Annotated in this window: 26 protein-coding genes; 14 read left to right on the forward strand and 12 right to left on the reverse strand. The window is 37.4% G+C overall.

Features of this window, described 5'->3' with window-relative positions:
- The first annotated feature begins 62 nt into the window (after positions 1-62).
- Both B176_RS0101995 and B176_RS0102000 read left to right on the forward strand, forming a co-directional pair.
- A complete protein-coding gene (locus B176_RS0101995) occupies positions 63-842 on the forward strand; it encodes a helix-hairpin-helix domain-containing protein (RefSeq protein WP_017257096.1) in 780 nt (259 codons plus the stop codon).
- Entirely contained in the window at positions 839-1366 is a 528-nt protein-coding gene (locus B176_RS0102000; RefSeq protein ID WP_017257097.1) for an adenine phosphoribosyltransferase, read from the forward strand. The genes B176_RS0101995 and B176_RS0102000 overlap by 4 nt, the downstream gene beginning before the upstream one ends.
- A gap of 21 nt (positions 1367-1387) precedes the next feature.
- On the opposite strand, the gene bshC is transcribed toward B176_RS0102000, so the two are convergent.
- From bshC to rpmB, 7 genes are all read right to left on the reverse strand, one after another.
- Complete coding sequence (gene bshC / locus B176_RS18820) at positions 1388-3007, reverse strand: bacillithiol biosynthesis cysteine-adding enzyme BshC (RefSeq protein WP_040539760.1); 1620 nt, start codon at positions 3005-3007, stop codon at positions 1388-1390.
- A gap of 50 nt (positions 3008-3057) precedes the next feature.
- Positions 3058-4386 carry a 30S ribosomal protein S12 methylthiotransferase RimO gene (gene rimO, locus B176_RS0102010; RefSeq protein WP_017257099.1) on the reverse strand — a complete coding sequence of 443 codons (1329 nt, stop codon included), beginning with the start codon at positions 4384-4386 and terminating at the stop codon, positions 3058-3060.
- Positions 4387-4531: 145 nt separating this feature from the next.
- A complete protein-coding gene (locus B176_RS0102015; RefSeq protein ID WP_017257100.1) occupies positions 4532-4915 on the reverse strand; it encodes a GxxExxY protein in 384 nt (127 codons plus the stop codon).
- A gap of 138 nt (positions 4916-5053) precedes the next feature.
- Positions 5054-6019 (reverse strand): signal recognition particle-docking protein FtsY, encoded by a 966-nt coding sequence (gene ftsY, locus B176_RS0102020; protein WP_017257101.1) that lies wholly within the window; start codon positions 6017-6019, stop codon positions 5054-5056.
- A 74-nt stretch (positions 6020-6093) separates the two neighbouring features.
- The gene (locus tag B176_RS20520; RefSeq protein ID WP_017257102.1) at positions 6094-6261 is read right to left on the reverse strand and encodes a DUF4295 domain-containing protein; all 168 of its coding nucleotides are present in this window, start codon (positions 6259-6261) and stop codon (positions 6094-6096) included.
- Between the two features lie 34 nt (positions 6262-6295).
- Entirely contained in the window at positions 6296-6478 is a 183-nt protein-coding gene (rpmG, locus tag B176_RS0102030) for a 50S ribosomal protein L33 (protein WP_017257103.1), read from the reverse strand.
- Between the two features lie 26 nt (positions 6479-6504).
- Positions 6505-6738 (reverse strand): 50S ribosomal protein L28, encoded by a 234-nt coding sequence (gene rpmB / locus B176_RS0102035; protein WP_017257104.1) that lies wholly within the window; start codon positions 6736-6738, stop codon positions 6505-6507.
- Positions 6739-7128: 390 nt separating this feature from the next.
- Here rpmB and acs point away from each other — a divergent pair, with 390 nt between their 5' ends.
- From acs to tnpA, 3 genes are all read left to right on the forward strand, one after another.
- A complete protein-coding gene (acs, locus tag B176_RS0102045; protein WP_017257106.1) occupies positions 7129-9036 on the forward strand; it encodes an acetate--CoA ligase in 1908 nt (635 codons plus the stop codon).
- Between the two features lie 152 nt (positions 9037-9188).
- The gene (locus B176_RS0102050; protein WP_017257107.1) at positions 9189-9374 is read left to right on the forward strand and encodes a CsbD family protein; all 186 of its coding nucleotides are present in this window, start codon (positions 9189-9191) and stop codon (positions 9372-9374) included.
- Positions 9375-9715: 341 nt separating this feature from the next.
- Positions 9716-10162 carry an IS200/IS605 family transposase gene (tnpA, locus tag B176_RS0102055; protein WP_017258097.1) on the forward strand — a complete coding sequence of 149 codons (447 nt, stop codon included), beginning with the start codon at positions 9716-9718 and terminating at the stop codon, positions 10160-10162.
- A gap of 166 nt (positions 10163-10328) precedes the next feature.
- On the opposite strand, the gene B176_RS0102060 is transcribed toward tnpA, so the two are convergent.
- The gene (locus B176_RS0102060; protein WP_017257109.1) at positions 10329-12119 is read right to left on the reverse strand and encodes a chloride channel protein; all 1791 of its coding nucleotides are present in this window, start codon (positions 12117-12119) and stop codon (positions 10329-10331) included.
- A 27-nt stretch (positions 12120-12146) separates the two neighbouring features.
- Between B176_RS0102060 and surE the strand changes: the two genes are divergently transcribed.
- From surE to B176_RS0102080, 4 genes are all read left to right on the forward strand, one after another.
- Positions 12147-12920: a 5'/3'-nucleotidase SurE gene (surE, locus tag B176_RS0102065; protein WP_017257110.1), complete on the forward strand. Its 774-nt coding sequence runs from the start codon at positions 12147-12149 to the stop codon at positions 12918-12920.
- On the forward strand, positions 12913-13173 hold the full coding sequence (locus B176_RS0102070) for a hypothetical protein (protein WP_017257111.1): 261 nt from the start codon (positions 12913-12915) through the stop codon (positions 13171-13173). The genes surE and B176_RS0102070 overlap by 8 nt, the downstream gene beginning before the upstream one ends.
- Before the next feature lie 401 nt (positions 13174-13574).
- Positions 13575-14687 (forward strand): lipid-A-disaccharide synthase, encoded by a 1113-nt coding sequence (gene lpxB, locus B176_RS0102075; protein WP_017257112.1) that lies wholly within the window; start codon positions 13575-13577, stop codon positions 14685-14687.
- Between the two features lie 109 nt (positions 14688-14796).
- Positions 14797-15318, forward strand: coding sequence for a mechanosensitive ion channel domain-containing protein (locus B176_RS0102080; RefSeq protein WP_040539903.1), 522 nt, complete (start codon positions 14797-14799; stop codon positions 15316-15318).
- 104 nt (positions 15319-15422) lie between these two features.
- Here the strand turns inward: B176_RS0102080 and B176_RS0102085 are convergent, their stop codons facing one another.
- On the reverse strand, positions 15423-17081 hold the full coding sequence (locus B176_RS0102085) for an SUMF1/EgtB/PvdO family nonheme iron enzyme (protein ID WP_017257114.1): 1659 nt from the start codon (positions 17079-17081) through the stop codon (positions 15423-15425).
- 243 nt (positions 17082-17324) lie between these two features.
- On the opposite strand from B176_RS0102085, the gene porU reads away from it, so the two are divergent.
- From porU to ispF, 3 genes are read left to right on the forward strand one after another with little or no spacing between them, the layout of a single operon-like run.
- Entirely contained in the window at positions 17325-21071 is a 3747-nt protein-coding gene (porU, locus tag B176_RS0102090) for a type IX secretion system sortase PorU (RefSeq protein WP_017257115.1), read from the forward strand.
- A gap of 40 nt (positions 21072-21111) precedes the next feature.
- The gene (gene porV / locus B176_RS0102095) at positions 21112-22257 is read left to right on the forward strand and encodes a type IX secretion system outer membrane channel protein PorV (RefSeq protein WP_017257116.1); all 1146 of its coding nucleotides are present in this window, start codon (positions 21112-21114) and stop codon (positions 22255-22257) included.
- Complete coding sequence (gene ispF, locus B176_RS0102100; protein ID WP_017257117.1) at positions 22257-22733, forward strand: 2-C-methyl-D-erythritol 2,4-cyclodiphosphate synthase; 477 nt, start codon at positions 22257-22259, stop codon at positions 22731-22733. The genes porV and ispF overlap by 1 nt, the downstream gene beginning before the upstream one ends.
- 96 nt (positions 22734-22829) lie before the next feature.
- Here the strand turns inward: ispF and B176_RS0102105 are convergent, their stop codons facing one another.
- A complete protein-coding gene (locus B176_RS0102105; RefSeq protein WP_237739787.1) occupies positions 22830-23525 on the reverse strand; it encodes a metal-dependent hydrolase in 696 nt (231 codons plus the stop codon).
- Positions 23526-23530: 5 nt separating this feature from the next.
- Positions 23531-23848, reverse strand: coding sequence for a YbaB/EbfC family nucleoid-associated protein (locus B176_RS0102110; protein WP_017257119.1), 318 nt, complete (start codon positions 23846-23848; stop codon positions 23531-23533).
- 167 nt (positions 23849-24015) lie between these two features.
- Here B176_RS0102110 and B176_RS0102115 point away from each other — a divergent pair, with 167 nt between their 5' ends.
- Positions 24016-24543, forward strand: coding sequence for a hypothetical protein (locus tag B176_RS0102115; RefSeq protein ID WP_017257120.1), 528 nt, complete (start codon positions 24016-24018; stop codon positions 24541-24543).
- A gap of 55 nt (positions 24544-24598) precedes the next feature.
- Here the strand turns inward: B176_RS0102115 and B176_RS0102120 are convergent, their stop codons facing one another.
- Positions 24599-24940: a hypothetical protein gene (locus B176_RS0102120; protein WP_017257121.1), complete on the reverse strand. Its 342-nt coding sequence runs from the start codon at positions 24938-24940 to the stop codon at positions 24599-24601.
- A gap of 107 nt (positions 24941-25047) precedes the next feature.
- Here B176_RS0102120 and B176_RS0102125 point away from each other — a divergent pair, with 107 nt between their 5' ends.
- On the forward strand, positions 25048-25371 hold the full coding sequence (locus B176_RS0102125) for a hypothetical protein (RefSeq protein WP_154647860.1): 324 nt from the start codon (positions 25048-25050) through the stop codon (positions 25369-25371).
- Positions 25372-25391: the final 20 nt, after the last annotated feature.

Genomic DNA, 25391 nt, shown 5'->3' on the forward strand with positions numbered 1-25391 from the left:
TGGTTGTACTAATTTGTGTTCTCCTTTTCGTTTTTGTCTCTCCATATATTTACGAAAAGATTATGGGGGATCCACTCAAAATCACGGTTGAGACCTTAGCTCCCAAGATAGCGGAGATCGAATCTTTTGACCAGAAAAGCGAAAAGTTTTATGATAAGGATCCGAGAGTTGTAAAAGGGGAACTTTTTGAGTTTGATCCGAATAACCTTTCTGTTGAGAATTGGGTTAAACTAGGATTAACGAATAAACAAGCGGCTAGCATTAAAAAGTATGAGGCAAAAGGAGGGGAGTTTAGAACTTTGGCAGACGTGAAAAAAATGTATGCTATTACAGATGCAATGTACCAACGGATTGAACCTTACATCCGAATACCGGAAACTGAAAGCAGTTTTAAATCAACATTTAATAAACCCTTTGAAAAAAAGTATGGAGGTAAAACTTCAATTAACGTAGAGGTGAACGGTGCTGACTCTGTTACACTTGTTGCCGTTAGAGGTATAGGTCCATCTTTTGCATCCCGGATTATAAAATATAGAAGTAGATTGGGCGGGTTTGTTACTTTGGAACAGTTAAGAGAAGTATATGGGGTTGATTCGGCAAAGTTTGACGAGCTACAGCCTCAATTAAATATCAACAGCCAAAGGATTCAAAAAATTTCGATAAATAGATGTAGTATGGATGATTTGAAAACTTTCCCATATTTAAAGTACAAACAAGCTAATGCAATTATTGCTTATAGAAATCAGCATGGTAACTTTTTGAACATTGGAGATTTGAATAAAATTGCGATATTGAGCCCCGAACTTATCCAGAAAATAGCGCCTTATCTAAAATTTGAATGATTGAAACATCAATTAAGAATTCCATCAGAGACATTCCTGATTTTCCGAAACCGGGGATTATATTTAAAGACATTACACCTATTTTAAAAGATCAGCAATTGTGTACGGAAATTGTAGATGCTTTTGTGCTGTTGCTTAAAGATTTAGAATTTGACGCCCTAGCAGGGATTGAAAGCAGAGGTTTTTTATTTGGATTGATGCTTGCCAGCCGATTAAATAAGCCGTTTATTCCCATTAGAAAAGCCGGAAAACTCCCTTTTAGGACCATCCAGCAGTCGTACGATTTAGAATATGGGTCTGCAGTTCTAGAAATCCATGAAGATGCTTTTGAACCAGGCGCAAGGGTTTTAATCCACGATGATTTATTAGCAACAGGAGGTACCGTTGATGCAACTTCTCGGCTTATTGAAAAAATGAACGGCGTAATTGCTGGTTTCTCTTTTATTGTTAGTCTTGATTTTTTGGGAGGTGAAGAAAAGTTGAAAAATTTTTCTAGCAACGTTTATACCTTGGCGAGATATTGACTTGAACCTAATGCAGAGATTTTAGCTTTCCGCATTTAGCTTTCCCACCATAGTTTGAAAAAGAATACTAAACTTAAAATCTAGAGGTTTGAAGTTTTCGATCAACGCTTTAATAAAAGTATCGCCATATTTAACATAAAATAGAGCAAAGTTTTCGTTTCGTTCTTGTAAACCACCGCCAGGGAAAAGTGTGTTTTTTACTTTTTCGATATCAGTCATCGCCTCAGAATAGTTGCGTTTATCGGCTCTAATCAACTTCTTTTCCAAACTTTCCATTGCGTTTTTGAGCCTTACTTCAACGGCTTCTGTGCTTGGCTTTAACGTAGGGTCAATTTTTGCTACACGGGTTTTTAAAACTTCAAAAACGGTGTGTAGTTGTTTCCATTCCTCCGAGATCGTTAAGTCATGAGTAGTATGGTTTTCAACGTAATTCTTCTTCAGCTGTTCTGTAGAAGTAAATGTGTCCGTAAGGTTTAATCCTAATTTATCCAGCTTATGGATCACCTTTTCATCGGCTACCATTGCAGAATTTCTGAGAACCAATAAAGGAAAATCTATTTTATAGAAATCGAAATTTGATTTTAACTGTAACCAATAAGCCAATTCTCCACCACCTCCTATATAAGCAAGGTTAGGTAAAATTACTTCCTGATACAAGGGACGCATCACCACATTAGGACTAAACCGCTCTGGATGATTAGTAATTTCAGTTTTTAATTCAGCTAACGTAAATGAGATTTCAGTGTTTAATACTTGATACTTTTCGTTTTCAAAAACAATGCGCTCCCGCAAATCATCCATCAGGTAAAAGAAATTAATCTCCCTTGGATTTACTTGCGCATGAATATCAATTTTGGCTAAAGCTTCACTTGCTTGCAGTATATTTTTAAAGCTGTTTTGTTCGATGATATCCTGAGTGATGATCTCGGAAAATTCCTGTTTTAGTGAATGATCATCTGCATCTATTATCACTAAACCATAATCTGCAAAAAGCTCATTTGCTAAAAAACGAGTAGCTTCTGCTAAACTTTTACCCTCAGCGTAAGCTTGAGAAACCATTTTACCCAGTTTTTCTGCATTTGCAGAGAGACCTATGATTCCCTTATATTCGTTCAGCGTTTTGATGAAGCTTTTGGTGCTCAGCCTTCCGGTTGCACCGCTGGCGTTAGTATTCCAGCTAATTTTTTTACCATCTACGTAAGTATGGTTAATTTCCTCAAAATCATGATCCTCTGTAGCCATCCAATAAACGGGTACAAAGTTTTTATCAGGAAAAGCCTGTTTAAGCTCCTTAGCTAAATTTATAGCGCTAACTATTTTGAAAAGAAAATATAAAGGACCGGTAAAAATATTGAGCTGGTGACCAGTAGTGATGGTATAAGTGTTTTCCGCTTTAAGCAATTGAATATTCGCTTTTGCTAAAGCGCTTTGGTTTGGGATAGACTGGTACTGATTTTCCAGGACTGAAACTAATGTTTCTCTATTTCCTTTGAAATTTCTTTCGTCGATAATTTTCTCGAAGCTTTTTAAATCTGGAAATCGATTAATGAAAGGTTTGAACTGCTCATCGTGGCTCAACAGTCGGGTAACCGTGGACGAAAAACATCGGGTTTGAGCGTATTCGATCGTTTGTACTTTCATGCTATAAAGCGAAAATAGCCAAAATTCAAGATTTTGGCTATTAGCAATATTTATTTGACAATAGTCCCATAAAGATCAAAGTCTTCCGCTCTGTCTATTTTTGCATTTACAAAACTCCCGGGAGTTACGTAATTACTTTTTGCATCTATAAGTACTTCATTATCAACTTCTGGAGAATCAAATTCTGTACGGCCTACAAAATAATCACCTTCTAATTTATCAATCAGTACCTTGTAGGTATTACCCACTTTCTGCTGATTTAAGTCATACGAAATTGCTTGCTGAATTTCCATAACATCTTCTACACGTTGTTCCTTAACTTCTTGGGACACATCATCAACCAAGTCGTGAGCGTGAGTTTTTTCTTCGTGAGAATAAGTAAAACAGCCTAACCTATCAAAACGAGTTCCTTCAACCCAGTCTCTCATCTGGTTAAAATCATCTTCCGTTTCGCCAGGGTAACCACAAATTAAAGTAGTTCGCATAGCGATATTTGGAACTTTATCTCTGATTTTGTTCACCAAATCAATGGTTTTTTGTTTAGTAGTTCCACGACGCATAGATTGCAACATTGGATCGGAGATGTGTTGCAAAGGCATATCCAAATACTTACAAATGTTAGAACGTTCGTTCATTACATCTAAAATTTCCATCGGGAACCCGGATGGATAAGCATACTGCAAACGGATCCATTCAATGCCGTCAACATCAGAAAGGTGGCGCATTAAATCTGCTAGCTTGCGTTCGTTGTATAAATCTAAGCCGTAATAGGTTAAATCCTGCGCAATTAAAATCAGTTCTTTGGTCCCGTTTTTAGCTAGAAATTTTGCTTCTTTTACTAAATCTTCAATAGGTTTTGAAAGGTGTTTGCCACGCATTAACGGAATGGCACAAAAAGAACAGGGACGGTTACAGCCTTCTGCAATTTTAAAATAAGCAAAGTGAGACGGTGTAGTCAACATCCGCTCTCCTAAAAGTTCATATTTATAATCTGCGCCTACAGCACTCAATAAATTTGGTAAATCGTTAGTGCCAAACCAAGCATCAATATTTGTAATTTCCGATGAGAGTTCAGGAGTATATCTTTCTGACAAACAACCGGTGACAATTACTTTTCCTATTTTTCCTTGATCTTTTAACTCGCTGTATTGGAGAATGGTATCAATAGATTCTTGCTTTGCATTATCAATGAAACCGCAAGTGTTAATCACCACAATATCGTTTGATCGTACATTATTAGCCTCATGCACTACCTCCATTTTATTGCCGTTCAATTGACCCATCAAAACTTCAGAATCGTAGGTGTTTTTTGAGCAACCTAGTGTGATAACGTTTACTCTTGGTGGGGTAATTATAGATTTGGATGGTTTAACTTTCATGCTTGTTGTTTTTTTGTTGTGATTCCGTTGATGTTGTATGTTTTTTTAAGATGATTTCACAGATTTAAGGATTTCACAGATTTTTTTGAGATGATTTAGGAGCTGACTTGAATGTTTTGCTGATTATTATTATGTTTTTATTGAGTTAGTTTGACAGACGTTTGACTTCACAGCTGGCATTCCCGAAGTTTACCAATAGACCGGTTTTGCTTTTACTTGCTTTTAAATAGGAGAGTAGTTGGGTTTGAAATAGCTTTGGTTGGATACCCGTTACTGCTTTTATTTCTAGAATAACTTTCCCTTCAATGTAGAAATCACACCTGAACTTTCCAATAAATTGTCCTTTGAAGTAAACGTTGAATTCTCGTTCGCATTCATAACTCAACCCTTCACTTTTTAGCTGAATCATTAAGGCTCTAGAATAAATCTTTTCTAAATATCGTGGGCCTAATTCTTTATGAACCTCATAACAACAACTGATGACTTTGTAGGTTAATGGATCGCTAACAGAAACTACTTCGTCTTCCATTGATTAAAATTAGAATTATATCTTTTTAAAATTAAAATAGCACTTCAATCAACAAATCCGCTCCATAAAAATCTATAAAACCAAACTCAACACCCAGATCTGTGTAATCCTGAAATCTGTGAAATTGAAAAAAAAATCTTACCCACCAAATAGGCTATCCACAAACTCCTTCTTATTAAACAATTGCAAGTCTGTCATTTTTTCTCCTACGCCAATATACTTAACGGGGATTTTGAATTGATCTGAAATCCCAATCACTACGCCTCCTTTCGCAGTCCCATCTAGTTTGGTAAGTGCCAAAGCATTAACATCCGTAGCCTGTGTAAACTGTTTGCATTGTTCAATAGCATTTTGCCCCGTGGAAGCATCTAAAACTAAAAGAATTTCATGTGGTGCACCAGGAACAACCTTTTGCATCACGTTTTTAATTTTAGTCAACTCGTTCATCAAACCAATTTTATTATGCAAACGACCAGCGGTATCGATAATTGCAACGTCTTCGTTATTTGCTACCGCCGATTTTAAAGTGTCGAAAGCTACCGAAGCAGGGTCGGCATTCATTCCTTGGGAAACCACACGAACATCGGCTCTTTTTCCCCAAAGTTGAATTTGTTCCACAGCAGCGGCTCTAAAAGTATCGGCAGCGCCAATAACTACCTTTTGGCCAGCTTGCTTTAATTGATGTGCTAACTTGCCAATTGTTGTGGTTTTTCCAACTCCATTTACGCCAACTACCATAATCACATAAGGTTTATGGCTGCTATAGTTGAAGTTTTCAAAGTCGGTACTGTTGTTCTCTTCCAGTAAAGCTTGTACTTCCTCTCTTAAAATATTATTGAGTTCAGATGTGTTTACGTATTTATCACGGGCAACACGTTCTTCAACACGTTTTACAATTTTAAGCGTGGTGGTAACGCCAACGTCAGAAGTAACCAGAATTTCTTCCAGCTCATCTAAAACATCATCGTCAACGGTTGATTTACCAACAACTGCTTTACTTATCTTAGCGAAAAAAGTATCTTTTGTTTTTTCCAAGCCTTTATCTAAGGCTTGTTGCTCCTCAACTGTTTTTTCTTTTTTCTTAAAGAAATCGAATAATCCCATTTGATAAAATTAAACAAAAAAAGCCATCCCATTAAATTAGGACGGCTCAAATATTTTCAAAATATGATGCTCAGTTAAACGCTCTCTTTTAAATCGATAATAGCGTCCTTAACGTGATCGTTATGTGCAATCATTGATTTAAATGAGTAAGCACCAGTTTTTGGAGATCTTACTGAAGTGATAACTTTTGAGTATTCTTTACCGGTTCCGGTTTTTAGTGTTGCAACTACTTTCTTTGCCATGTTAAATGTTTTTTATGCTACAGAATAGCGTAGATTACTTGATTTCTTTGTGAACCGTAACTTTTCTAAGTACTGCGTTAAATTTCTTAACTTCCAGTCTCTCAGGAGTGTTTTTACGATTTTTTGTAGTGATATATCTAGAAGTTCCAGGCATTCCACTTTCCTTATGTTCGGTACATTCTAAAATTACCTGAACCCTATTTCCTTTTTTAGCCATTATAAAGCGGTATTGAATTCTTTAAATTAAATAGATCCTTTTAATATGAATCTGCTGATAGCCTCGGTTATCCCGATTTTATTTATTGTTTTGATTGCAGATGTTGAAACTTTTAAAGTTATCCAACGATCTTCTTCTGGAAGGTAAAAGCGCTTCATCTGCAAGTTTGGATAAAACTTACGTTTTGTTTTTGAATTAGAGTGTGATACTCTATTCCCCACCATTGTTGCTTTTCCTGTTAAATCACAAATTCTTGACATGACTGTATATGTTGTTTCCTATTTTAAACCTCAGTTTTACAAAGAGTTTGCAAATATCACAAAATTCTTTTGTAATCACAACAGTACGGTAAAAAAAGATATTAATTATTGTGGGTACTTAAAAATTTTGGCGTTTCCTTAGTCTGAGGCGTATATTTCAAGAACAGGTTGTGTTTTTTCATGTGCCTTTTTTACCGTTCGTATCGCCGATTTAAGGAAAAAAGAGATGTGGCTCTAATTCCTAACGTAAAATTAAAAAGATTTAAGGAATGTTTTTGTGGCTTTTTTTTAGCGATTTTGCTAATCCGATATTCATCAAAGCTTGTGATAATTAGATTTTTTAAGATATAATCTCTAAATTTCGTCCTTCAAACCAATTATTACAAATTCATGAGTTTTAAAATTTCGTCTTTCGACGAGTATAAAGAGGCATATCAAAGAAGTGTTGAGCAGCCAGAGGCTTTTTGGGCAGACATTGCCGATAATTTTCAATGGAAAAAAAAATGGGATAAAGTTTTAGACTGGAATTTTAAAGAACCCAAAATTGAGTGGTTTAAAGGTGCCAAGTTAAATATCACCGAAAACTGTATCGACAGGCATCTTGCTGATAAAGGCGATCAACCTGCAATTATTTGGGAGGCTAATGATCCTAATGAGCACCATCGGGTTTTAACTTACAAACAATTGCATGAAAAGGTTTGTCTTTTTGCCAATGTTTTAAAAAATAATGATGTAAAAAAAGGAGATAGGGTATGTATTTATATGCCAATGATTCCCGAGCTAGCTATCGCCGTTCTGGCCTGCGCTCGTATTGGCGCAATCCACTCTGTGGTATTTGGAGGTTTTTCTGCACAGTCTATCGCTGATAGGATTAACGATGCACAATGCGAAATGGTAATTACTGCAGATGGCGGATTTAGAGGACCTAAAGATATCCCGCTAAAGAATGTTATTGATGATGCTTTGGTACAGTGTCCATCCGTGAAAACGGTAATTGTTTTAACACGTACAAGAACTCCAATATCAATGATAAAGGGGAGAGATAAATGGTGGCAAGATGAAATACACAAGGTTGAGACTTTGGGTATGATTGATTGCCCTGCGGAGGAAATGGATGCGGAAGATCCTTTGTTTATACTTTACACCTCGGGTTCAACCGGAAAACCTAAAGGGGTAGTACATACTACCGCCGGTTACATGATTTATACCGCGTATACCTTCCAAAACGTATTTCAATATCAGCCACAAGACGTTTATTTCTGTACGGCAGATATCGGTTGGATTACCGGTCACTCATACATTATCTATGGTCCCTTAGCGCAAGGGGCTACAACTTTAATGTTTGAAGGTGTGCCAACTTACCCAGATGCGGGTCGGTTTTGGGATATTGTAGATAAGTTTAAGGTAAATACTTTATACACTGCACCAACAGCAATCCGTTCTTTAATGCAATCTGGGTTAGATTATGTGAAAGATAAAGATTTGTCGTCTTTAAAAGTGCTTGGTTCTGTAGGTGAGCCCATCAACGAAGAAGCATGGCATTGGTACAATGATAATATTGGTAAAGGAAAATGCCCAATTGTTGATACCTGGTGGCAAACAGAAAATGGCGGAATTTTAATTTCGCCGATTGCGAACGTAACGCCTACTAAACCATGTTATGCAACATTACCTTTGCCGGGCGTTCAGCCTGTTTTGGTAGATGAGAACGGTGCGGTGATTGAAGGAAATGGAGTTTCTGGTAACCTTTGTATTAAATTTCCATGGCCTGGAATGCTACGGACCACTTACGGAGATCATGAGCGTTGCAAGCTAACTTATTTCTCTACTTATGAAGATATGTATTTTACTGGCGACGGCTGTTTGAGAGATGAAGATGGTTATTACCGGATTACCGGTAGGGTGGATGACGTAATCAACGTATCTGGACATAGAATTGGAACAGCTGAGGTTGAGAATGCGATTAATATGTTTACAGACGTGGTTGAATCTGCGGTGGTAGGTTACCCACATGAGATTAAAGGGCAAGGGATTTATGCTTATGTGATCTTAGATAAAGAATCTGAAGATGTAGAGTTGACCAAAAAAGATATCGCAATGACTGTTAGTCGGATTATTGGCGCCATTGCCAGACCTGATAAAATTCAGTTTGTAACAGGTTTGCCCAAAACAAGATCGGGTAAAATTATGAGAAGGATTTTGAGGAAGATAGCAGAGGGTGACATGAAAAATGTTGGCGATGTTTCAACTTTATTAGATCCTGCTGTGGTTGAAGAGATCATTAAAGGAAAAGTATAGAGAAAAGATGCAAGAGGTAAGAATCAAGAAGCAAGACTGAAACGACTCTTGTTTCTTGATTCTACTTTTCCTGCGTTTCTTTTTAGACTGGCATGAAGGTTGGTTTATTATAAATAGTTAATCTATTTATTAAAAAACTAAAAAACACGATCATGGATAAGTTAGAATTTAAAGGAACATGGAATGAAGTCAAAGGGAAAGCGAAACAAGCTTATGCTGATTTAACCGACGATGATTTGACATACGAAGAGGGACAAGCGGATGAAACGGTTGGAAAGCTACAGCAGAAACTTGGTAAAACAAGAGACGAAGTAGTTGACTGGATTAAAAGTTTATAAAGAATCCTCTTTCCATTAAAAATGCCTCGCGACTTAACTGTTACGAGGCATTTTTTTTGTGTATTTATTTTTGGAATCGGTGTTCTTTTTTGTGTTTAAATCCGTTTTTGTAATTTTAATGTACTACGAGACTGTTGCCCTATATCGGGTTTTAGGCCTGTTTTTAGATTTTTTTTATTTTGGCATTTAGTTTGATATTACTTAATTGTCTTTGACGAAGAGACAATTTCATACGTTTAGGTTTAGGTTTAGTAAAAAGGAGACGCCCATCGTCTCCTTTTTCAATCTCTTTTGGTTTGATTCCTCGAAGCTCTGCTTCGATTTTTTTGTAATTTCGGTATGTGAGCGAATATATTCATAAGAAGCATAATGTATCAGTTTTATTATATCATTTTGTATGTCCGGCAAAATATAGGCGAGTGGTATTCAGTGAAGCGGTTGATATCAGTCTAAAAGAAATTTGTGTTGAGATTTCTAAACGGTATGATATAATTTTCATTGAAATTGGGACAGATAAAGACCATGTTCATTTTCTGATTCAGAGTGTACCTATTGAAAGTCCAACAAAAATAATTAGAACTGTAAAAAGTATCACAGCAAAAGAGATTTTCAAAAGACATCCTGAGGTTAAGCTGAAATTGTGGGGCGGAGAATTTTGGTCTAAAGGGTTTTATGTTAACACAGTTGGGAAACATGGAGATGAGAGTACAATTCAGAATTATGTAAAGTCTCAAGGAAAAGCAGAAGAATATAAAAAAATACACAGTCAACAGTTAGAAATGTTCTAATACCTCTGGGGCTCTGCCCCGAGGTAGTTTATTTTAAGGAAAAATAAACTTAAAGTTCTCAAAAAATCATTGCGCATTTACAATATTTAGGCCTAACGGGTTTTACGGATCGCTGAATATAGATACTGAAGCTTAGCTCAGCCCCCAGTTATTGAAAATCAAACCCTTATTTACTAAATAACAAATCCGGATTGCTCAAATACTGGTTGTAAATCATCAGCAACTTATACCTCGATACATAAGCTACAACCTGTCCGTTTTTCCGTACTAAAATATGTTCTTCTTTGATAAGAGACGGTTGGTTGGATAGTTTTTTCCGCAAGGCTGTAAAATCTACAATCTCAAAATCAGTATCCATAATTTCTTTTGCGGTTCGTACATCGTAGGTTTCAAAATCTTTCAAAAGCGTACGTAAAGCCTTAACCTCAATAATTCCCACAATCTTATTTTCGGAATTGATCACCGGTGCTAGCGCAAACTCCGCAATCGAGAAATGTTCGATGATATTTCTCAGTTTATCGTTCTCGTTCACAAAATCTTTTACGGGTTCAATAGCGTCGTTCAGGTTAATCTGGTTAATGATAAATTTCTCCATCTGGATGGTACCATGCCCTGAAGAAACCAATGGATTTATCTTTTCAAAATAATTTTTAACGGTATAAGCAACCGCGGTCACAATCATCAAAGGAACAATAATGGCGTAGCTTTCCGTAGTGTCAGCGATTAAGAAAATGGCGGTCACGGGGGCTCGCATTACACAGGCAAAAGTGGCAGCCATGCCTAAAAAAACAAAAGTGTTTGGCGCTAATCCGGCCAAATCTCCCGAGATTACGAAAACGGTTTTGAAAACCAGGTATCCCATCAAGCCGCCGGCAACCAAAGAGGGCGCAAAATAACCGCCTTCGCCGCCAGATGCTAAGCTTAAACCTGTAGTAATTGGTCTCAACAGTAACAAAACAAAAATGAGTATTAAGCCATTAAAAGGTTGGAAGATAGGGTTTGCAAGTAATGAATTCTCCCATAACATGGGTTCCTGCCCGTGTAGTAATTTATTGATGGAAACGTAACCTTCGCCGTACAACGCTGGAAAAAAATAAATCAGCGCTCCTAAAATAGAGCCTCCTGCCAAAGCAATTGTCCAAGGGTTACCCAAGCGGGCTAGTTTGCGGTAGCAAAAACTATAGGCCTTCACCATGTAATTAGCTGTCAACATGCCTACAATGCCGATAACAATTACGTAAGGCATGCTTTGGTAAGAAAACTCGTTAATATGAGCATCAAACCGTAGGTTCTCGCCCATAATCAGCTCAAACAAAATTTTCCCGGTGGCAGATGAGATCAGTAAAGGAATCAATAAAGCAGGGCTGAAACTGGGTAAAACTACTTCTAAGGCAAATAAAAAACCTCCGATGGGTGCATTGTACATTGCCGAAATTCCGGATGCTGTTCCACAGCCAATCAGCAACGTTCTCATTTTATAGCTCAAACCTAATTTTCTGCCCAAGTTTGAGCCTATGGAAGCGCCAGAAGTTATAATTGCCGATTCCATTCCAGAGCTTCCGCCAAAGCCAATGGTTATAGCTGCAGTGATTACTTTGGTATAAACGAGCTTAAGTTTGATGAACGATTGGTGGTTTTCTACCGCGTCAATCACGTTTCGCATTCCCTTAAAGTAGGTTGTGGTTTTAAAAGCAGTTTGGTTAAGCAGGTTTACCAGTAATAAGCCCACCAAAGGCACTAAAAACAAAACGTAACCGGGGAAAAAGCTAACCGCATAATTCTCTACAGCGTAGGTGGTTTTTTTAATTAAAATGGCAGCCAAGCCTACCGTTAAGCCAACAATTACGCTCAGTATAATAATTGTAAAATTTTGGTCTTTTTGTTGGTCAACAATACGCCCCAATTTTATCCGTAGCTTTTTTAACTTTGTAGAATAGCGGTTGCTGATTTTAGGCATAACGTAATTTATACAAAATAGATACCAATGAGCAAAAAACCAAAGATATTAGTGGTAAATGATGATGGCATTACCGCCCCCGGCATAAAAGCATTGATAGAAGTAGCAATGGAAATTGGCGAAGTTACGGTTGTAGCGCCAGATAGCCCACAATCTGGGATGGGCCACGCCATTACAATAGGCAAACCCTTACGTTTAGATAAGGTTAATCTATATGAAGGTGTGGAGATGTATAAATGCTCTGGAACGCCAGTTGACTGTGTGAAATTGGCGGTCAATAAAATTTTTAAGGGTCAAAAACCAGACCTTTGTATTTCTGGCATCAACCACGGACTTAACAATTCCATCAATGTAATTTACTCGGGTACCATGTCTGCCGCGGTTGAAGGCGCTATTGAAAGTATTCCCTCTATCGGTTTTTCGTTAGATGATTTTAGCTGGGAAGCAAACTTCGAGTCTTGTAAAAAATATATCAAACAAATTTGTTTAGAGACGCTTAAAAATGGGTTGCAACAAGGTGTTTTGTTAAATGTAAACTTCCCAAATGATTCGGCGCCAATTAAAGGCATTAAAATATGCCGACAAGCAAACGCTAAATGGGCAGAAGAGTTTGACGAAAGAACAGACCCGCATAAACGTAGCTATTATTGGTTAACCGGAGTTTTCCAAAACAATGATAAAGGCGAGGATTCCGACGTTTGGGCGTTAAATAACCATTATGTGTCTGTGGTTCCCGTTCAGTTTGATATGACGGCACACCACGCAATTTCAAATATAAGTAGCTGGAATTTTGATGTTTAAGAAAGATACTGTTTGGCTGGGTTTAGGCCTTGGTTTGGTGTTCCCAGGAATCGCATTTGTGGTGGTAGAAGTAATCAAAAAAAACTTCGTTTTTATGCAAAAAGACGATTTGCTTTATATTGGCTGCGTGGCTTTAAACATGCTGCTGTTAAAATATTTTTATAAAAAAGATATGGAAGCAACCGCTAAAGGCGTTATTTCGGCAACGTTTGTTTGCGCCTTTATATTTTTCTTTTATAAATTTAATAAGTAGAATTGGGTTTTAGCCATTTGCATATTTTGTTGTTATACGATTTCAGTTAGGGCGTTTAAACACGCTATCCGCTTTATCTTTTTTTGGTCATCCTGAGCGGAGTCGAAGGACAAAAAAAGGATGCCACTGCTATCGTTAACGCAGTTTTTCGTTTATAATAGAAATTAGAATGAAACCGTTCGTCTTGTCGAACGATAGAGAGACATTTCACATGTAAGTTTCCGTTCAGTATGGCAACAATGTAAGTGAGATGTCTGGTATCTTTGACATGACGCGATGGAGAGGGCAAGCTGTTAAATAGCGATGTTGACGACGATTATACAAACAATAAAATTTACTTATTCTAGTGTCTCACTACTTAATACCCAGTACTCATTACCCAAACTCAATACTAAGCTAACATGAAATACTACATTATAGCCGGCGAGGCATCCGGAGATTTACACGGATCCAACCTGATGAAAACCTTAAAAAAAGTAGATCCAGCACCAAAGTTTAGATTTTACGGTGGCGATTTAATGCAGGCACAAGGCGGTAACCTGGTGAAACATTATGCGGATATGGCTTTCATGGGGTTTTTAGAAGTTGCGTTGAATTTGCGCACCATCTTAAAGAATCTTAAAAAATGTAAAGAAGATATTCTATCACACCGTCCGGATGTTTTGGTGCTGATTGATTTCCCGGGTTTTAATTTGAAAATCGCCAAGTTTGCTAAGGAGCAGGGCATTAAGGTTTACTATTACATTTCACCAAAAGTTTGGGCATGGAACCAAAAGCGGGTGCTCAAAATTAAAAGAGATGTAGATCAAATGTTCTGTATTTTACCATTCGAAGTCGATTTTTATCACAAATGGGGAATGGAAGTTGATTATGTAGGTAATCCGCTGTTGGATGCTAAAGAAGCATTTAAACCAAATCCTAACTTCAGAGCCGAAAATAATTTATCAGACAAGCCTATTATTGCCTTATTGCCAGGAAGCAGAAAACAAGAGCTGAATTATATTTTGCCAGATATGCTTTCCGTTATTTCATCTTTCCCAAACCACCAGTTCGTAATAGCAGGTGCGCCTTCATTTAACGCAGATTTTTATAAACAGTACACGCAAGATTTGGCTGTTCCAATCGTTTTTAACGCTACTTACGATTTACTGAACATAGCAGAAGCTGCATTGGTTGCGTCGGGTACAGCTACGTTAGAAACCGCTTTGTTTAAAGTACCACAAGTAGTGCTGTATAAAGGAAGTGCAATATCCATCGGTATTGCCCGTATGCTGGTAAAAATCCGATTTATTTCTTTGGTAAATTTAATTATGGATAGCAAAACGGTAACAGAGCTTATCCAGGAAGACTGCAACATCACCATGATTTCTAAAGAATTGGACGATATCTTAAACACACCAAAAAGAACTGTAATGTTAGATAAATACGAAATATTGGCGAAAGAAATGGGCTCGGCAGGTGCGTCTGAAAAGACTGCCGAATTGATTTACAAGTATTTAAAGAAAGCATCTTAGCTTGAGAAATTTGGTTAATATTTTTGTTTAAAAATCCGGTCATAGATTATGGTTATTGCATAACTTAAGCGGTCAAATCTTTACCAAACAAATAAAAAAATACGTTAAAATGGAAATATACAAAATACAACTTATTGAAACCGTACTTGTTATAATAGGTTACCTGATAATTTATTATATCAACAAAGGTTTCGTAAACAATTCGTTAAAGCAAACGCATGTAAATCGCGGTCGACGAAAGATGATTATAAGGGCAGTTCATTTGCTTTCGCTAATTACTGCAATCGTTTTATTGGCGGCAATTTGGGGAGTACAACAGAATGATATTGCTGTTTTTTTAGGTACAATATTAACTGTATTGGGTATCGCATTTTTTGCGCAGTGGTCTTTACTGTCAAATGTTACATCAAGTGTTTTATTGTTTTTTAATCATCCTATGAAAATAGGAGATACCATTAAAATATTAGATAAGGAGTTTCCGTATGAAGGAGAGGTATCTGATCTAACGTATTTTTTTGTTCATATCAGAACAATAGACAAAGAGGTTATCACCATTCCAAATTCGCTTATGTTACAAAAGGCAATATTAATAGTTGAGCAGGATCATACCTCAAAACCGAATCAGCTATAAGGAATTTTTAAGCAATTTTCGACTATCGCATTCTCCTATTTTCTCTGAAATAAAAAAGGCTAAACCTCGTGGTTTAGCCTTTTACAATTTTATAAAGTGATATTTTATTTGCCTTTAAAACCAACTCTTGATTTTGGTTGCTTAAACTGTGGCGTACTTTTTTTGCTCAATTGAGGATCTCCCACACTACTCATCGCACATCTAAATCCAATCTCGGCACTAGCAGAACCTTGGTCAGCATATCTTCTTGTGCCTGGATTTAACCAATAAGCTCTATCATTCCATGAACCGCCTTTGTAAACTTTAGAACGGTCATTCACCAAAGTGATTTTTCCGTATAGGTCTAAGTTCTGTTCATCTAAATAGCCACGTTGGTCAGCCTCAAATGTTGGCTTTAAAGCCGGCATTTTAGTCGTGTCAATTGGATCTGGCGTACTTGGGCTAAGCGTAGTAACATTGCCGTACTTGTTGGCATGTGCTGCATAAGGATCTTTTTTGCCAGATTCCGCATTTATTTTAACCGGAACGTTACTTTTTCCCAAAGTTTCTATTTTTCCGTTACTGTCATATTTATTATTCTCGAAATCGTTACCTCTAAACGGACTAAAATCCTCAATTTTGTCAAATGAACTCTGGCGGTAAGTATCTAAAACCCATTCGCTTACGTTGCCTGCCATGTTGTATAGGCCAAAATCGTTTGGTACATAAGCCCTAACCTGTGCGGTAATATCTGCACCGTCATTTAAGTAGCCAGCTACACCCATGTTGTCACCTGCGCCTCTTTTAAAGTTGGCGTAAATTAAACCACGGGTGCTCTTTTTGGCAGATCTAATTCCTAAACCATACCAAGGATAAATTTTACTATTATTTACAATGTTATTGTTTGCAGTTCCAATCAATGAAAGTGCTGCATATTCCCATTCTGCTTCTGTAGGTAATCTGTATCGGCCTGGAGTAAGTACACCATCTTCAATTTTAGCAAAACGTAGCGGAACTGCACTTTTACCTTTTGCGCCAGGTTGTGCTGCGGTTGGGTTTAAAACTTTTGGTGCTTTTTTGCCTTTATCATCGTACTGGCCATTTAAATATAAATCTAAATCGAAAGGTTCTGTGCTTACTGTATTTGCAGTTGCGCCTTTAGCAGAGCCACCTTTTTTTGCAGTTCCGTTTTTAGCGTCTGCATAAGTTTTCCAATCGTTTAAAATTCCGTCTTTTCTTAAAAGATTTTCGTTAACAACGTTTGTTCTCCAATCGCAATAAGCAACAGCTTGTTCCCAAGTTACACCAACTACAGGGTAATCCTGATAAGCTGGGTGTCTTAAATAATTATTAACGTAAGGTTCGTTGTAAGCTAAAGGACTTCTCCAAACCAAAGTATCTGGTAAAGCTTCATAATACCACCTTGGGTCTTGTGGTACTTCGCGAATCCAATTTAAGTATTCTAACCAGTCAACGTTTGCAACTTCCGTTTCATCCATGTAAAAGGTTGGAACAGTCACACGTCTTTTTGGTGCAGCATAATCATATCCAATATCATCAATACTAGAGCCTCCCATAACAAATGTACCACCTTCAATATGTACCAAGCCTGGTCCAGGAGAAGGTTTTACTTTTTTTGATACTTGGAGCGAACCCGGTCTTTTTGCATTATATGCAGCGCCAGTCTTTTTAGAAGAACCAGCCTTACCAGAGTTTTTGCAAGAAGATATTGCCATAACCACGGCAATACATGTAGCAAGTACAGGTAAAATATTTTTTCTCATTGTGCTTTATTGTGTTTCCAAAGCTAAAAATAAAAATTATGATTAATCAAATGCGATTAATATAAATTAAGATGCTTATCGATAATTTTATATATTGAAACGGCTAAACGTAATAATAGTTACAATAAAGGTAATAAAAATTTGATTTCGAAAATTACTGTATATAAGCAAATTACGATTGTTTTTCTATTCGGTATCTGCTTTTCAAAAAGTTTTGCGCAAAATCAATCGGAAATTTATCGGTTGAACTGGCCTTCTGATACCGTGATTTTCAATTCGGCTAGCATAAAAATTAGCGAAAATTATTTTCCAAGGTTTCGCCCAGATTTTTTTGGAGACCTACCGTCTGTGTTTTTAAAAATACCCGTTAATACGGTTAACAACGCTGTTAAAGTATTGATTGAGGAAAGTTCAAAAGCGGTAATCGGCAACAATAAGGCATCGGCAAAAAGTATTGCCAGCGATTTGCAATTGAACTATTACAGCGCCACAGAAAATAGGCAAACTTACATGTTAGTTAGTTTTTTGCCTGTGTATAAAGAAGCAGACGGAAGCTTGCGGAAAGTAAACAGCTTTAAGCTACAGGTAAATCCTGTGAAAGCCAATGCAACAGCTCCAATTTATTCGGCAAGAACTTATGGAGGTAATTCGGTGTTGGCTAGCGGAAATTGGTATAAAATAGCTGTTAAAGATGAAGGTGTCTACAAACTAGATTATAGCTTTTTAAAGAAATTAGGGATTGATGTAGATCAGATTAATCCGAAAAACATCAGGCTTTACGGTAACGGCGGTTTTATGTTGCCTCAACAGAATGCTTTGGCAAGGCTGGATGATTTAAAAGAAAATGCAATAGAAGTTGTTGGAGAAGCCGATGCGAAATTTGATGCTGGTGATTATGTGGTGTTTTACAGTCCGGGAAATACCCGCTGGACATTAAACGCCCAACAAACCTTTGAGCATCAACAAAACGTGTACGCAGATAGTTCGTACTATTTTATAAACGTTGATAAAGGGGCTGGTAAGCGTGTTACTCAGTCAACAAACCCAGTGCAGCCCACTAATTACACTAGCAGTAGTTTTGATGATTACCAGCTTTACGAAAAAGACTTGTATGGCTTAATCACCGCTAAAATGAAGTCGGGAAGGGAGTGGTTTGGTGAAGATTTTGAATTCGAGAACAGTCGTGATTTTAATTTCGATGTAGCAGGATTAATTCCGTCTGCACCGCTATCGGTAAAAACAAAAATGGCGATCAGGTCTAATGCAAATTCCAGCGCCAAGGTGACCGCTAATAATCAAACGCTTTACAACTTAACAGCAACGGCTTTACCGCTTAATTTTGAAACGGACTTTGCAAAACCCGCTGAGGCAATTAATAGCGTTACCGGTATAAGTGGAAATGTTGCAAAAATAAATATCAACTATGGCAAAGTTAACTCCACTTCAAACGCCTGGTTAGATTATATCGAGCTAAACTACAAAAGAAACTACAGTGCTTACAACGGCTATTTGCGTTTCCGCGATAAAAGTAGTGTGGCTAATGGCAATGTAGCCCAGTTTAATTTAAACAACCTTTCGGCTGATGCCCGAGTGTGGGATGTAACCAATTTTACGGAAGCGAAATCGCAAAAACTAAATGCTGCGGGTGCTAATTATAATTTTATTACGGGCACAACAGACTTAAAAGAGTTTGTTGCTTTCGAACCATCGGTTTTGAAAATCCCTGAAGCTATCGGAAAAATTCCTAACCAAAATTTACATGGTTTGTCCCAAGCAGATTTTTTGGTTGTTACCGCTCCGCCGTTTTTTAACGAAGCAAAAAGATTAGCAGAGTTTAGAAAAACCACCCAAGGTTTAAGCTATCAGGTGGTTACCACAGACCAAGTCTTTAACGAATTTTCATCGGGCAAAAGAGATGCTAGTGCCATTCGGGATTTTGTTAAAATGTTTTACGACAGGGCAGGAGCTAATCCAGCGTTACAGCCCAAATACTTGTTGCTTTTTGGCAAAGGTTCTTTTGATAACCGAATGCTGAAGTTTAAAGACAATAGCTTTGTAGTCACTTATCAATCAGAAAATTCGTTATCGCCTACCGCCAGCTATACTTCTGATGATTATTTTGGTTTATTGGACGATAACGAAGGAGCGTTTACAGAAGACTATACCACCAATCCGGGTTTGTTGGATATTGCCATTGGGCGCATTCCGGTTAAAACTTTAGCAGAAGCCAAAAACGTAGTTGACAAGTTGATTACTTATGATGGTTCACTGAGTTTTGGAGATTGGCGTAATCAAATTACCATTGTTGCAGATGATGAGGATAATAATTTGCACCTCAATCAGGCAGAAGCCAATGCGGCATTGATAACACAGAACAACCAGAATTTCAATATCGATAAAATATATTTTGATGCTTTTCAGCAAGAAAGTGCAGCCGGAGGAACAGCGTATCCGAAAGCAAAAGAAGCCATCAACCAAAAAATCAATGCCGGCACTGTGCTCATCAACTATACGGGGCATGGTGGCGAAAGTGGATGGGCGCAGGAAAGGGTTTTAACCTTGGCCGATATCAACTCGTGGGAAAACAAGGATAATTTAGCGGTGATATTTACTGCGACCTGCTCTTTTAGCCGTTGGGATGATCCCGAAACGGTTTCTGGTGGAGAGCTTTCGTTGATTAGAAAGGATAATGGAGTTGCGTCGATTTTTAGTACTACGCGAATAGTTTTTTCATCCTACAATTTCGACTTAAATCAAAGCTTTTTAAAAGCGCTTTTTAATCCTACAAACCAAAATAAGCGTATAAGTTTTGGACAGGTTTTTAAAGAAGCAAAAAACAACAATGTTGGGGGTTTAAATATCAATTCAAGGAATTTTACACTTTTGGGCGATCCAACTGCGTTATTCCCTATTCCAATTAATGGAATCACAACAACTTCATTACCCGATACTTTAAAAGCTGGCGGAAAGGCAACCATCAAAGGTTTTGTAAACAATGCGAATGGGCAAATTCTTAATCAGTTTAACGGAGTAATTTATCCAACTATTTATGATAAGCCCACCACCATTAGTACCCTTGGGCAAGATATGGGTTTGAATGGCAGTTATGTACAAAACTTTGACATCCAAAAAAACATAATTTACAAAGGTAAAGCAACGGTTACTAACGGCGCTTTTAGCTTTGATTTTATTGTGCCTAGGGATATTAATTTACAGGTAGGGAAGGGCAAAATCAGCTATTATGCAAACAACCAAAACTTAGATGCAACTGGTTTTAGTACGGACGTAAAAGTGGGGACAGTTGCTTCAAATACGCAAAATGATAAAATTGGGCCGTCTGTGAGGGTTTATTTAAATGATGAAAAATTTGTTTCTGGCGGAATTACAAATACCAATCCTATTTTGTTGGTTAACCTGAACGATGAAAGCGGAATAAATACTACGGGAATTGGTATAGGCCATGATATCGTAGCCACGTTAAGTTCGGCAACGATGAACGATAAAAGTATTATCCTCAATCAATATTACCAGTCAAGTTTAGATTCGTACCAGGCCGGAACGGTAAAATATCCATTAAACGGTTTAGTGCCGGGTTTGTACACTATAAAAGTTAAAGCTTGGGATGTTTTTAACAATTCTGCAGAACAATTGATCGATTTCGAGGTTAAGGCATCAGAAAAACTTGCGCTGTCACACGTTTTAAATTACCCAAACCCTTTTAGTAACCGCACAAGTTTTCAGTTTGAGCATAACTATCCTAACGAGAGTTTAGAGGTACAAGTGAATATAAGAACCATTACCGGGCGACTAATTAAAACGATAAATCAGAGTATTTATACGACGGGAAACCGTGTAGATAATATATTTTGGGATGCAAAAGACGATTTTGGCGAAAAAGTTGCTAGAGGCATATACGTTTATGAGCTAAAAGTACGTTCTACCACTGGCGGTTTTGTAGCTCGAAAGACAGAAAAATTGTTAATACTTTAACCGAAACACCTATATTACGCATTAATTACTTTTTTACGAGATGAAGATAAAGCTTTACGCATATATTGCTGCGGTTACCTGCAGTGCAACTTTATTTAATAATGCCCTTGCACAATCAACCGAAGGAAGAGAAACCACTACCATTACTACTGCGGTTCCTTTTTTGTTAATCAACCCTGATGCTCGTTCAGGAGCGATGGGAGATGTGGGTGTGGCCATTTCGCCAGATGTAAATGCTACTCATTCAAATCCGGCTAAGTTGGCTTTTTTAAAAGACCCCTACGGTTTTGGATTATCATACAGTCCGTGGTTGCAAAAGCTGGTGCCAGATATTAATTTGGCTTATCTAAACGGTTATTACAGACTGGATGATAGAAATACGTTAGGTGCATCTTTACGTTATTTTTCTTTGGGAAATATTCAGTTTGTTGATGTTAACCAAATTCAGCAAGGAGAGGCAAGCCCCAATGAACTTGCTTTCGACGTTTCTTATGCCCGTAGCTTTGGCGAAAATTTTTCATTAGGTACCGCTTTACGTTATATCTCGTCTAATTTAGGTGCTGGTCAATTAGGTAACGAGGAAACCCAGCCTGGAACAGCAGTTGCTGCAGATATCTCTGCTTTTTACACTACCGAATCTACATTATTCAGTAAAAATACTACCATTTCAGCAGGTTTAGATATCTCAAACATTGGTACTAAAATGAGCTACTCGGACGGAGGACCAAAATACTTTTTGCCAACCAATATGAAATTAGGTGGCTCGGCAACGGTACATGCAGATGATTATAATGATTTTTCATTTTCATTAGATTTGAACAAGTTATTGGTTCCATCTAACTCTACCGCTGATGCGAGTAAATCAGTTCCTGCTGGAATTTTCGGTTCGTTTACCGATGCACCAGGCGGAGGTAAAGAAGAACTACAGGAAGTAAGCGTAGGTGCTGGAGCAGAATATTGGTATAATCGCCAGTTTGCAATTAGGGCTGGTTACTTCTACGAAAATCCAAGTAAAGGGAACAGACAGTATTTGACCTTAGGATTGGGTTTGCGTTATAATATTGTTGACTTGGATTTTTCTTATCTATTAGCAAATCAGCAAACATCGCCTTTGGCAAACACATTAAGGTTTTCGCTATTGTTTAATTTTGCTGCACCAACAGCTTCGAAAGTTCCAGGAAGATAATGAAGATTAAGGTTGGATTTGGTTTTGATGTTCACCAGTTAAAAGAAGGACATCCATTTGTTTTAGGTGGTGTACATTTAGAACATCATAAAGGTGCTTTTGGGCATTCAGATGCTGATGTTTTGGCCCATGCAATTTCCGATGCGCTTTTAGGTGCTGCCAATTTAGGAGATATAGGCTACCATTTTAAAAACACAGATGATCGTTGGAAAGGCATTAACAGCTTAATACTTTTAAAAGAATGTGTTAAAATGCTTAAAGAAGCAGGCTATAGTATCAATAATATTGATGCGATGCTGTGTATTGAAGCGCCAAAAATTAGCCCTTACATCCCAGAAATGAAAAAGCACCTTGCTTTAGCTATGTCAATAGCTGTGGAAGATATTTCTATTAAAGCCACCACCAATGAAACGATGGGGTTTATAGGAAGAGAAGAGGGTGTAGTAGCCTATGCGGTTTGTCTGATACAGAAGTAGGTTTATTAGTTAGTTAGGTTTTAGTTTGTTAGTTGATTAGTTAGATTTTGTGTGCAAGCAGAGTCTCTTTTTTCAGAAACTCTGAGTTGTTTTATCTCACAGCACTTTCGCATCAACTTCTTTATCTGAAATCTTTAACATACTTAACTCTATACCCGCATCAGCAAAAGCTTTTTTAGCTTGCTCATGGTCAACTTTGATATAGCCGAAAGTATCATAGTGCATAGCGATGATATTTTTACACTTGATAAAGTCGGCAGCGATAATAGCGTCTGTAATGCCCATTGTGAAATTATCGCCGATAGGTAAAAAGGCATAATCAATAGCAAACAGTTCACCCGTAAGCTTCATGTCCTGATTCAGCGCAGTATCTCCAGCGTAGTACAGTGTTTTTTTGCCGGTTTGGATTATAAAACCAGCCGCTGTTCCTCCGTAAGAACCATCCGGTAGAGAATTGGAATGCGCTGCATACATCATTTTTACCTTTCCAAAATCGAAATTCCAGTTGCCACCTAAATTCATAGGATGACCGTTATCTATCCCTTGCTTCTTCAGCCATTCAATAATTTCAAATGAACTTATGATTTTTGCCTTGGTTCGTTTTGCAATCGAAACTAAATCAGCTACATGGTCTTCATGCCCATGGCTTACTAAAATATAATCGCAATCAATTTGTTCAACGTCAATATCTTTTGCTAGTTCATTAGGTGTAATAAATGGGTCAAACAAAATTTTTGTTCCATTAACCTCTAATAAAAAGCAAGACTGACCAAAGTAATTTAACTTCATCATGGTGTTTATTTTTTTCCGAAAAGATTCGCCAAACCACCCATGCCGCCTAGCATTTGATTGGTCATTGCGCTCATTTCTGCTTGTGATACATTTTCTGCCTGTGCCAAAACTTTGTTAATAACTACTACCAAAACATCTTCCAAAGCTTCAACGCCATTTTCCTTCAAAAAATTTTCGTCTATACTGATGCTTTTAACAGTTTTGCCAGCAGTAGCGGTTACTTTTATAGCGCCACCTTCAGCTTGTTCGCTCAGGGTAATAGTTTCCAATCTTTTTTTAACTTCTTCAGCTTTTTGCTGCGCTTCGAATATTTTATCAAACATATTTTTCGGTTTTTTAGTGATAGCAAAACTCGTTTATGTTTTTGGTAATAAAAAATCATTTCGAGATTGCCTGTAAAACAATGATTTCTGCAATAACTAGTCAAAATTTACACCAAAAATCAAATATTGGCATAGCTCTTGGTATTCCCTCCGTAAATAATTAGAAAATGAAAAAAATTACTTTCAAAGGGATTGTTGCAGTAGCTGCAATAGCTCTAATAAGCACAACAGGTGCATTTGCACAAAATGTTGAAAACGGACATGCCACTAGGTTAAGCGTTGGCTTAGGTGTTGGTGTGCCAACAAAGTCTAACGTTGCAGACGTAGTTATTGCACCGGATTTAAGATTACAACATGATTTAGGCGAGCGTACTTCTTTAACTTTAACAACAGGTTACTACGGTTTTGTTGGAAAGCCTGAAGTTGCGGGAACCAAAATAGGATCAGATTTAATTCCGTTGAAAGCGGGTGCTAAATTCTTTTTTGGACAAACTTTTTATGCACAGCCAGAAGTGGGTGTAGGTTTTTCAACTAAGAAAGATTATGGAACACCTTTTATATGGGCGCCTAGTTTAGGTTATGCAAACAATAAATGGGATATCGCTTTACGTTACGAAGGTTTTGAATACGATGCTGGAAGTAATGGTATGGTAGCCGTAAGGTTAGCTTACGCTTTCAAAAGACCAGCTAAATAATTTTTCATCTACCTATGAAAAATACAAAAGCCGCTTCTAAAGCGGCTTTTGTGGTTTAAAAAACTTCTTGAAAATAATTTACAATTAAGGTTTTCATCAGCATTTCCTGCTCTAATAAATTATATGCTGGTATAGCTTTTACCTTTTTCCAATGTGGCCAGCCGTCCTGGTCCATGCCTTCTAATTCATAAAATCCAAGCTCCGAGAATAAACGACAGTTTGCAATGTGCATTAATTCTTCTTTTTGGCGCTTGCTGAATTTTTTTGGGCCTTTCCCTAATTCCTGTACACCTATCAAAAATAAAATTACTTTGATGTCTGGAGCCTCATTGTCAAAATCATCAGCTAATTTCTGTTGAAGTTCTTTAAACTTTTTGTTGACTTCTGATGGTTTCATAATGGGCAAAGATAGCTTTACCCACAAAAGTTTTACTATACGGTGTTGTAAAGACTCTCATAATAGTGTTAATTTTTAAGTTGGAAAGGTTAGCTTTGCAAATAACTGTGAAGAACTATCTTAAGATATCTTTATTTTACCTTTTAGCATTTTCCATGCTGAGCGCTGCTGTGCCTTTGCATAGCATTATCCACGAACATTATTTTGTACATCAGGATAATTGTGGAGCCAGCTGCGAAAAGCATTTGAAAAACTACACAAAACCTTGTTGTACTACTTCAGATGCAGTTTTTGTTAGTGATTTGCCGGTAGAGCCATTTTCTTTTGCAGTAAACCTAACTTCGGTAACTATAGAAAGGGTTTATCATACTGATAACTACTTTCAGTTTTTTCACCGCACTCGTAATAAAGCGCCACCACTGCTTTCCTAAATTTTTTAGGTGATTTTTTT

It is taken from the genome of Pedobacter arcticus A12 (genome assembly GCF_000302595.1).
In the GTDB taxonomy this organism is placed as follows: Bacteria; Bacteroidota; Bacteroidia; order Sphingobacteriales; family Sphingobacteriaceae; genus Pseudopedobacter; species Pseudopedobacter arcticus.

Coding starts and splice junctions, on each gene's coding strand:
- B176_RS0101995 (WP_017257096.1), top strand. CDS start 63: ATGGGGGATCCACTCAAAATCACGGTTGAGACCTTAGCTCCCAAGATA.
- B176_RS0102000 (WP_017257097.1), top strand. CDS start 839: ATGATTGAAACATCAATTAAGAATTCCATCAGAGACATTCCTGATTTT.
- bshC (WP_040539760.1), bottom strand. CDS start 3,007: ATGAAAGTACAAACGATCGAATACGCTCAAACCCGATGTTTTTCGTCC.
- rimO (WP_017257099.1), bottom strand. CDS start 4,386: ATGAAAGTTAAACCATCCAAATCTATAATTACCCCACCAAGAGTAAAC.
- B176_RS0102015 (WP_017257100.1), bottom strand. CDS start 4,915: ATGGAAGACGAAGTAGTTTCTGTTAGCGATCCATTAACCTACAAAGTC.
- ftsY (WP_017257101.1), bottom strand. CDS start 6,019: ATGGGATTATTCGATTTCTTTAAGAAAAAAGAAAAAACAGTTGAGGAG.
- B176_RS20520 (WP_017257102.1), bottom strand. CDS start 6,261: ATGGCAAAGAAAGTAGTTGCAACACTAAAAACCGGAACCGGTAAAGAA.
- rpmG (WP_017257103.1), bottom strand. CDS start 6,478: ATGGCTAAAAAAGGAAATAGGGTTCAGGTAATTTTAGAATGTACCGAA.
- rpmB (WP_017257104.1), bottom strand. CDS start 6,738: ATGTCAAGAATTTGTGATTTAACAGGAAAAGCAACAATGGTGGGGAAT.
- acs (WP_017257106.1), top strand. CDS start 7,129: ATGAGTTTTAAAATTTCGTCTTTCGACGAGTATAAAGAGGCATATCAA.
- B176_RS0102050 (WP_017257107.1), top strand. CDS start 9,189: ATGGATAAGTTAGAATTTAAAGGAACATGGAATGAAGTCAAAGGGAAA.
- B176_RS0102060 (WP_017257109.1), bottom strand. CDS start 12,119: ATGCCTAAAATCAGCAACCGCTATTCTACAAAGTTAAAAAAGCTACGG.
- surE (WP_017257110.1), top strand. CDS start 12,147: ATGAGCAAAAAACCAAAGATATTAGTGGTAAATGATGATGGCATTACC.
- B176_RS0102070 (WP_017257111.1), top strand. CDS start 12,913: ATGTTTAAGAAAGATACTGTTTGGCTGGGTTTAGGCCTTGGTTTGGTG.
- lpxB (WP_017257112.1), top strand. CDS start 13,575: ATGAAATACTACATTATAGCCGGCGAGGCATCCGGAGATTTACACGGA.
- B176_RS0102080 (WP_040539903.1), top strand. CDS start 14,797: ATGGAAATATACAAAATACAACTTATTGAAACCGTACTTGTTATAATA.
- B176_RS0102085 (WP_017257114.1), bottom strand. CDS start 17,081: ATGAGAAAAAATATTTTACCTGTACTTGCTACATGTATTGCCGTGGTT.
- porV (WP_017257116.1), top strand. CDS start 21,112: ATGAAGATAAAGCTTTACGCATATATTGCTGCGGTTACCTGCAGTGCA.
- ispF (WP_017257117.1), top strand. CDS start 22,257: ATGAAGATTAAGGTTGGATTTGGTTTTGATGTTCACCAGTTAAAAGAA.
- B176_RS0102105 (WP_237739787.1), bottom strand. CDS start 23,525: ATGATGAAGTTAAATTACTTTGGTCAGTCTTGCTTTTTATTAGAGGTT.
- B176_RS0102110 (WP_017257119.1), bottom strand. CDS start 23,848: ATGTTTGATAAAATATTCGAAGCGCAGCAAAAAGCTGAAGAAGTTAAA.
- B176_RS0102115 (WP_017257120.1), top strand. CDS start 24,016: ATGAAAAAAATTACTTTCAAAGGGATTGTTGCAGTAGCTGCAATAGCT.
- B176_RS0102120 (WP_017257121.1), bottom strand. CDS start 24,940: ATGAAACCATCAGAAGTCAACAAAAAGTTTAAAGAACTTCAACAGAAA.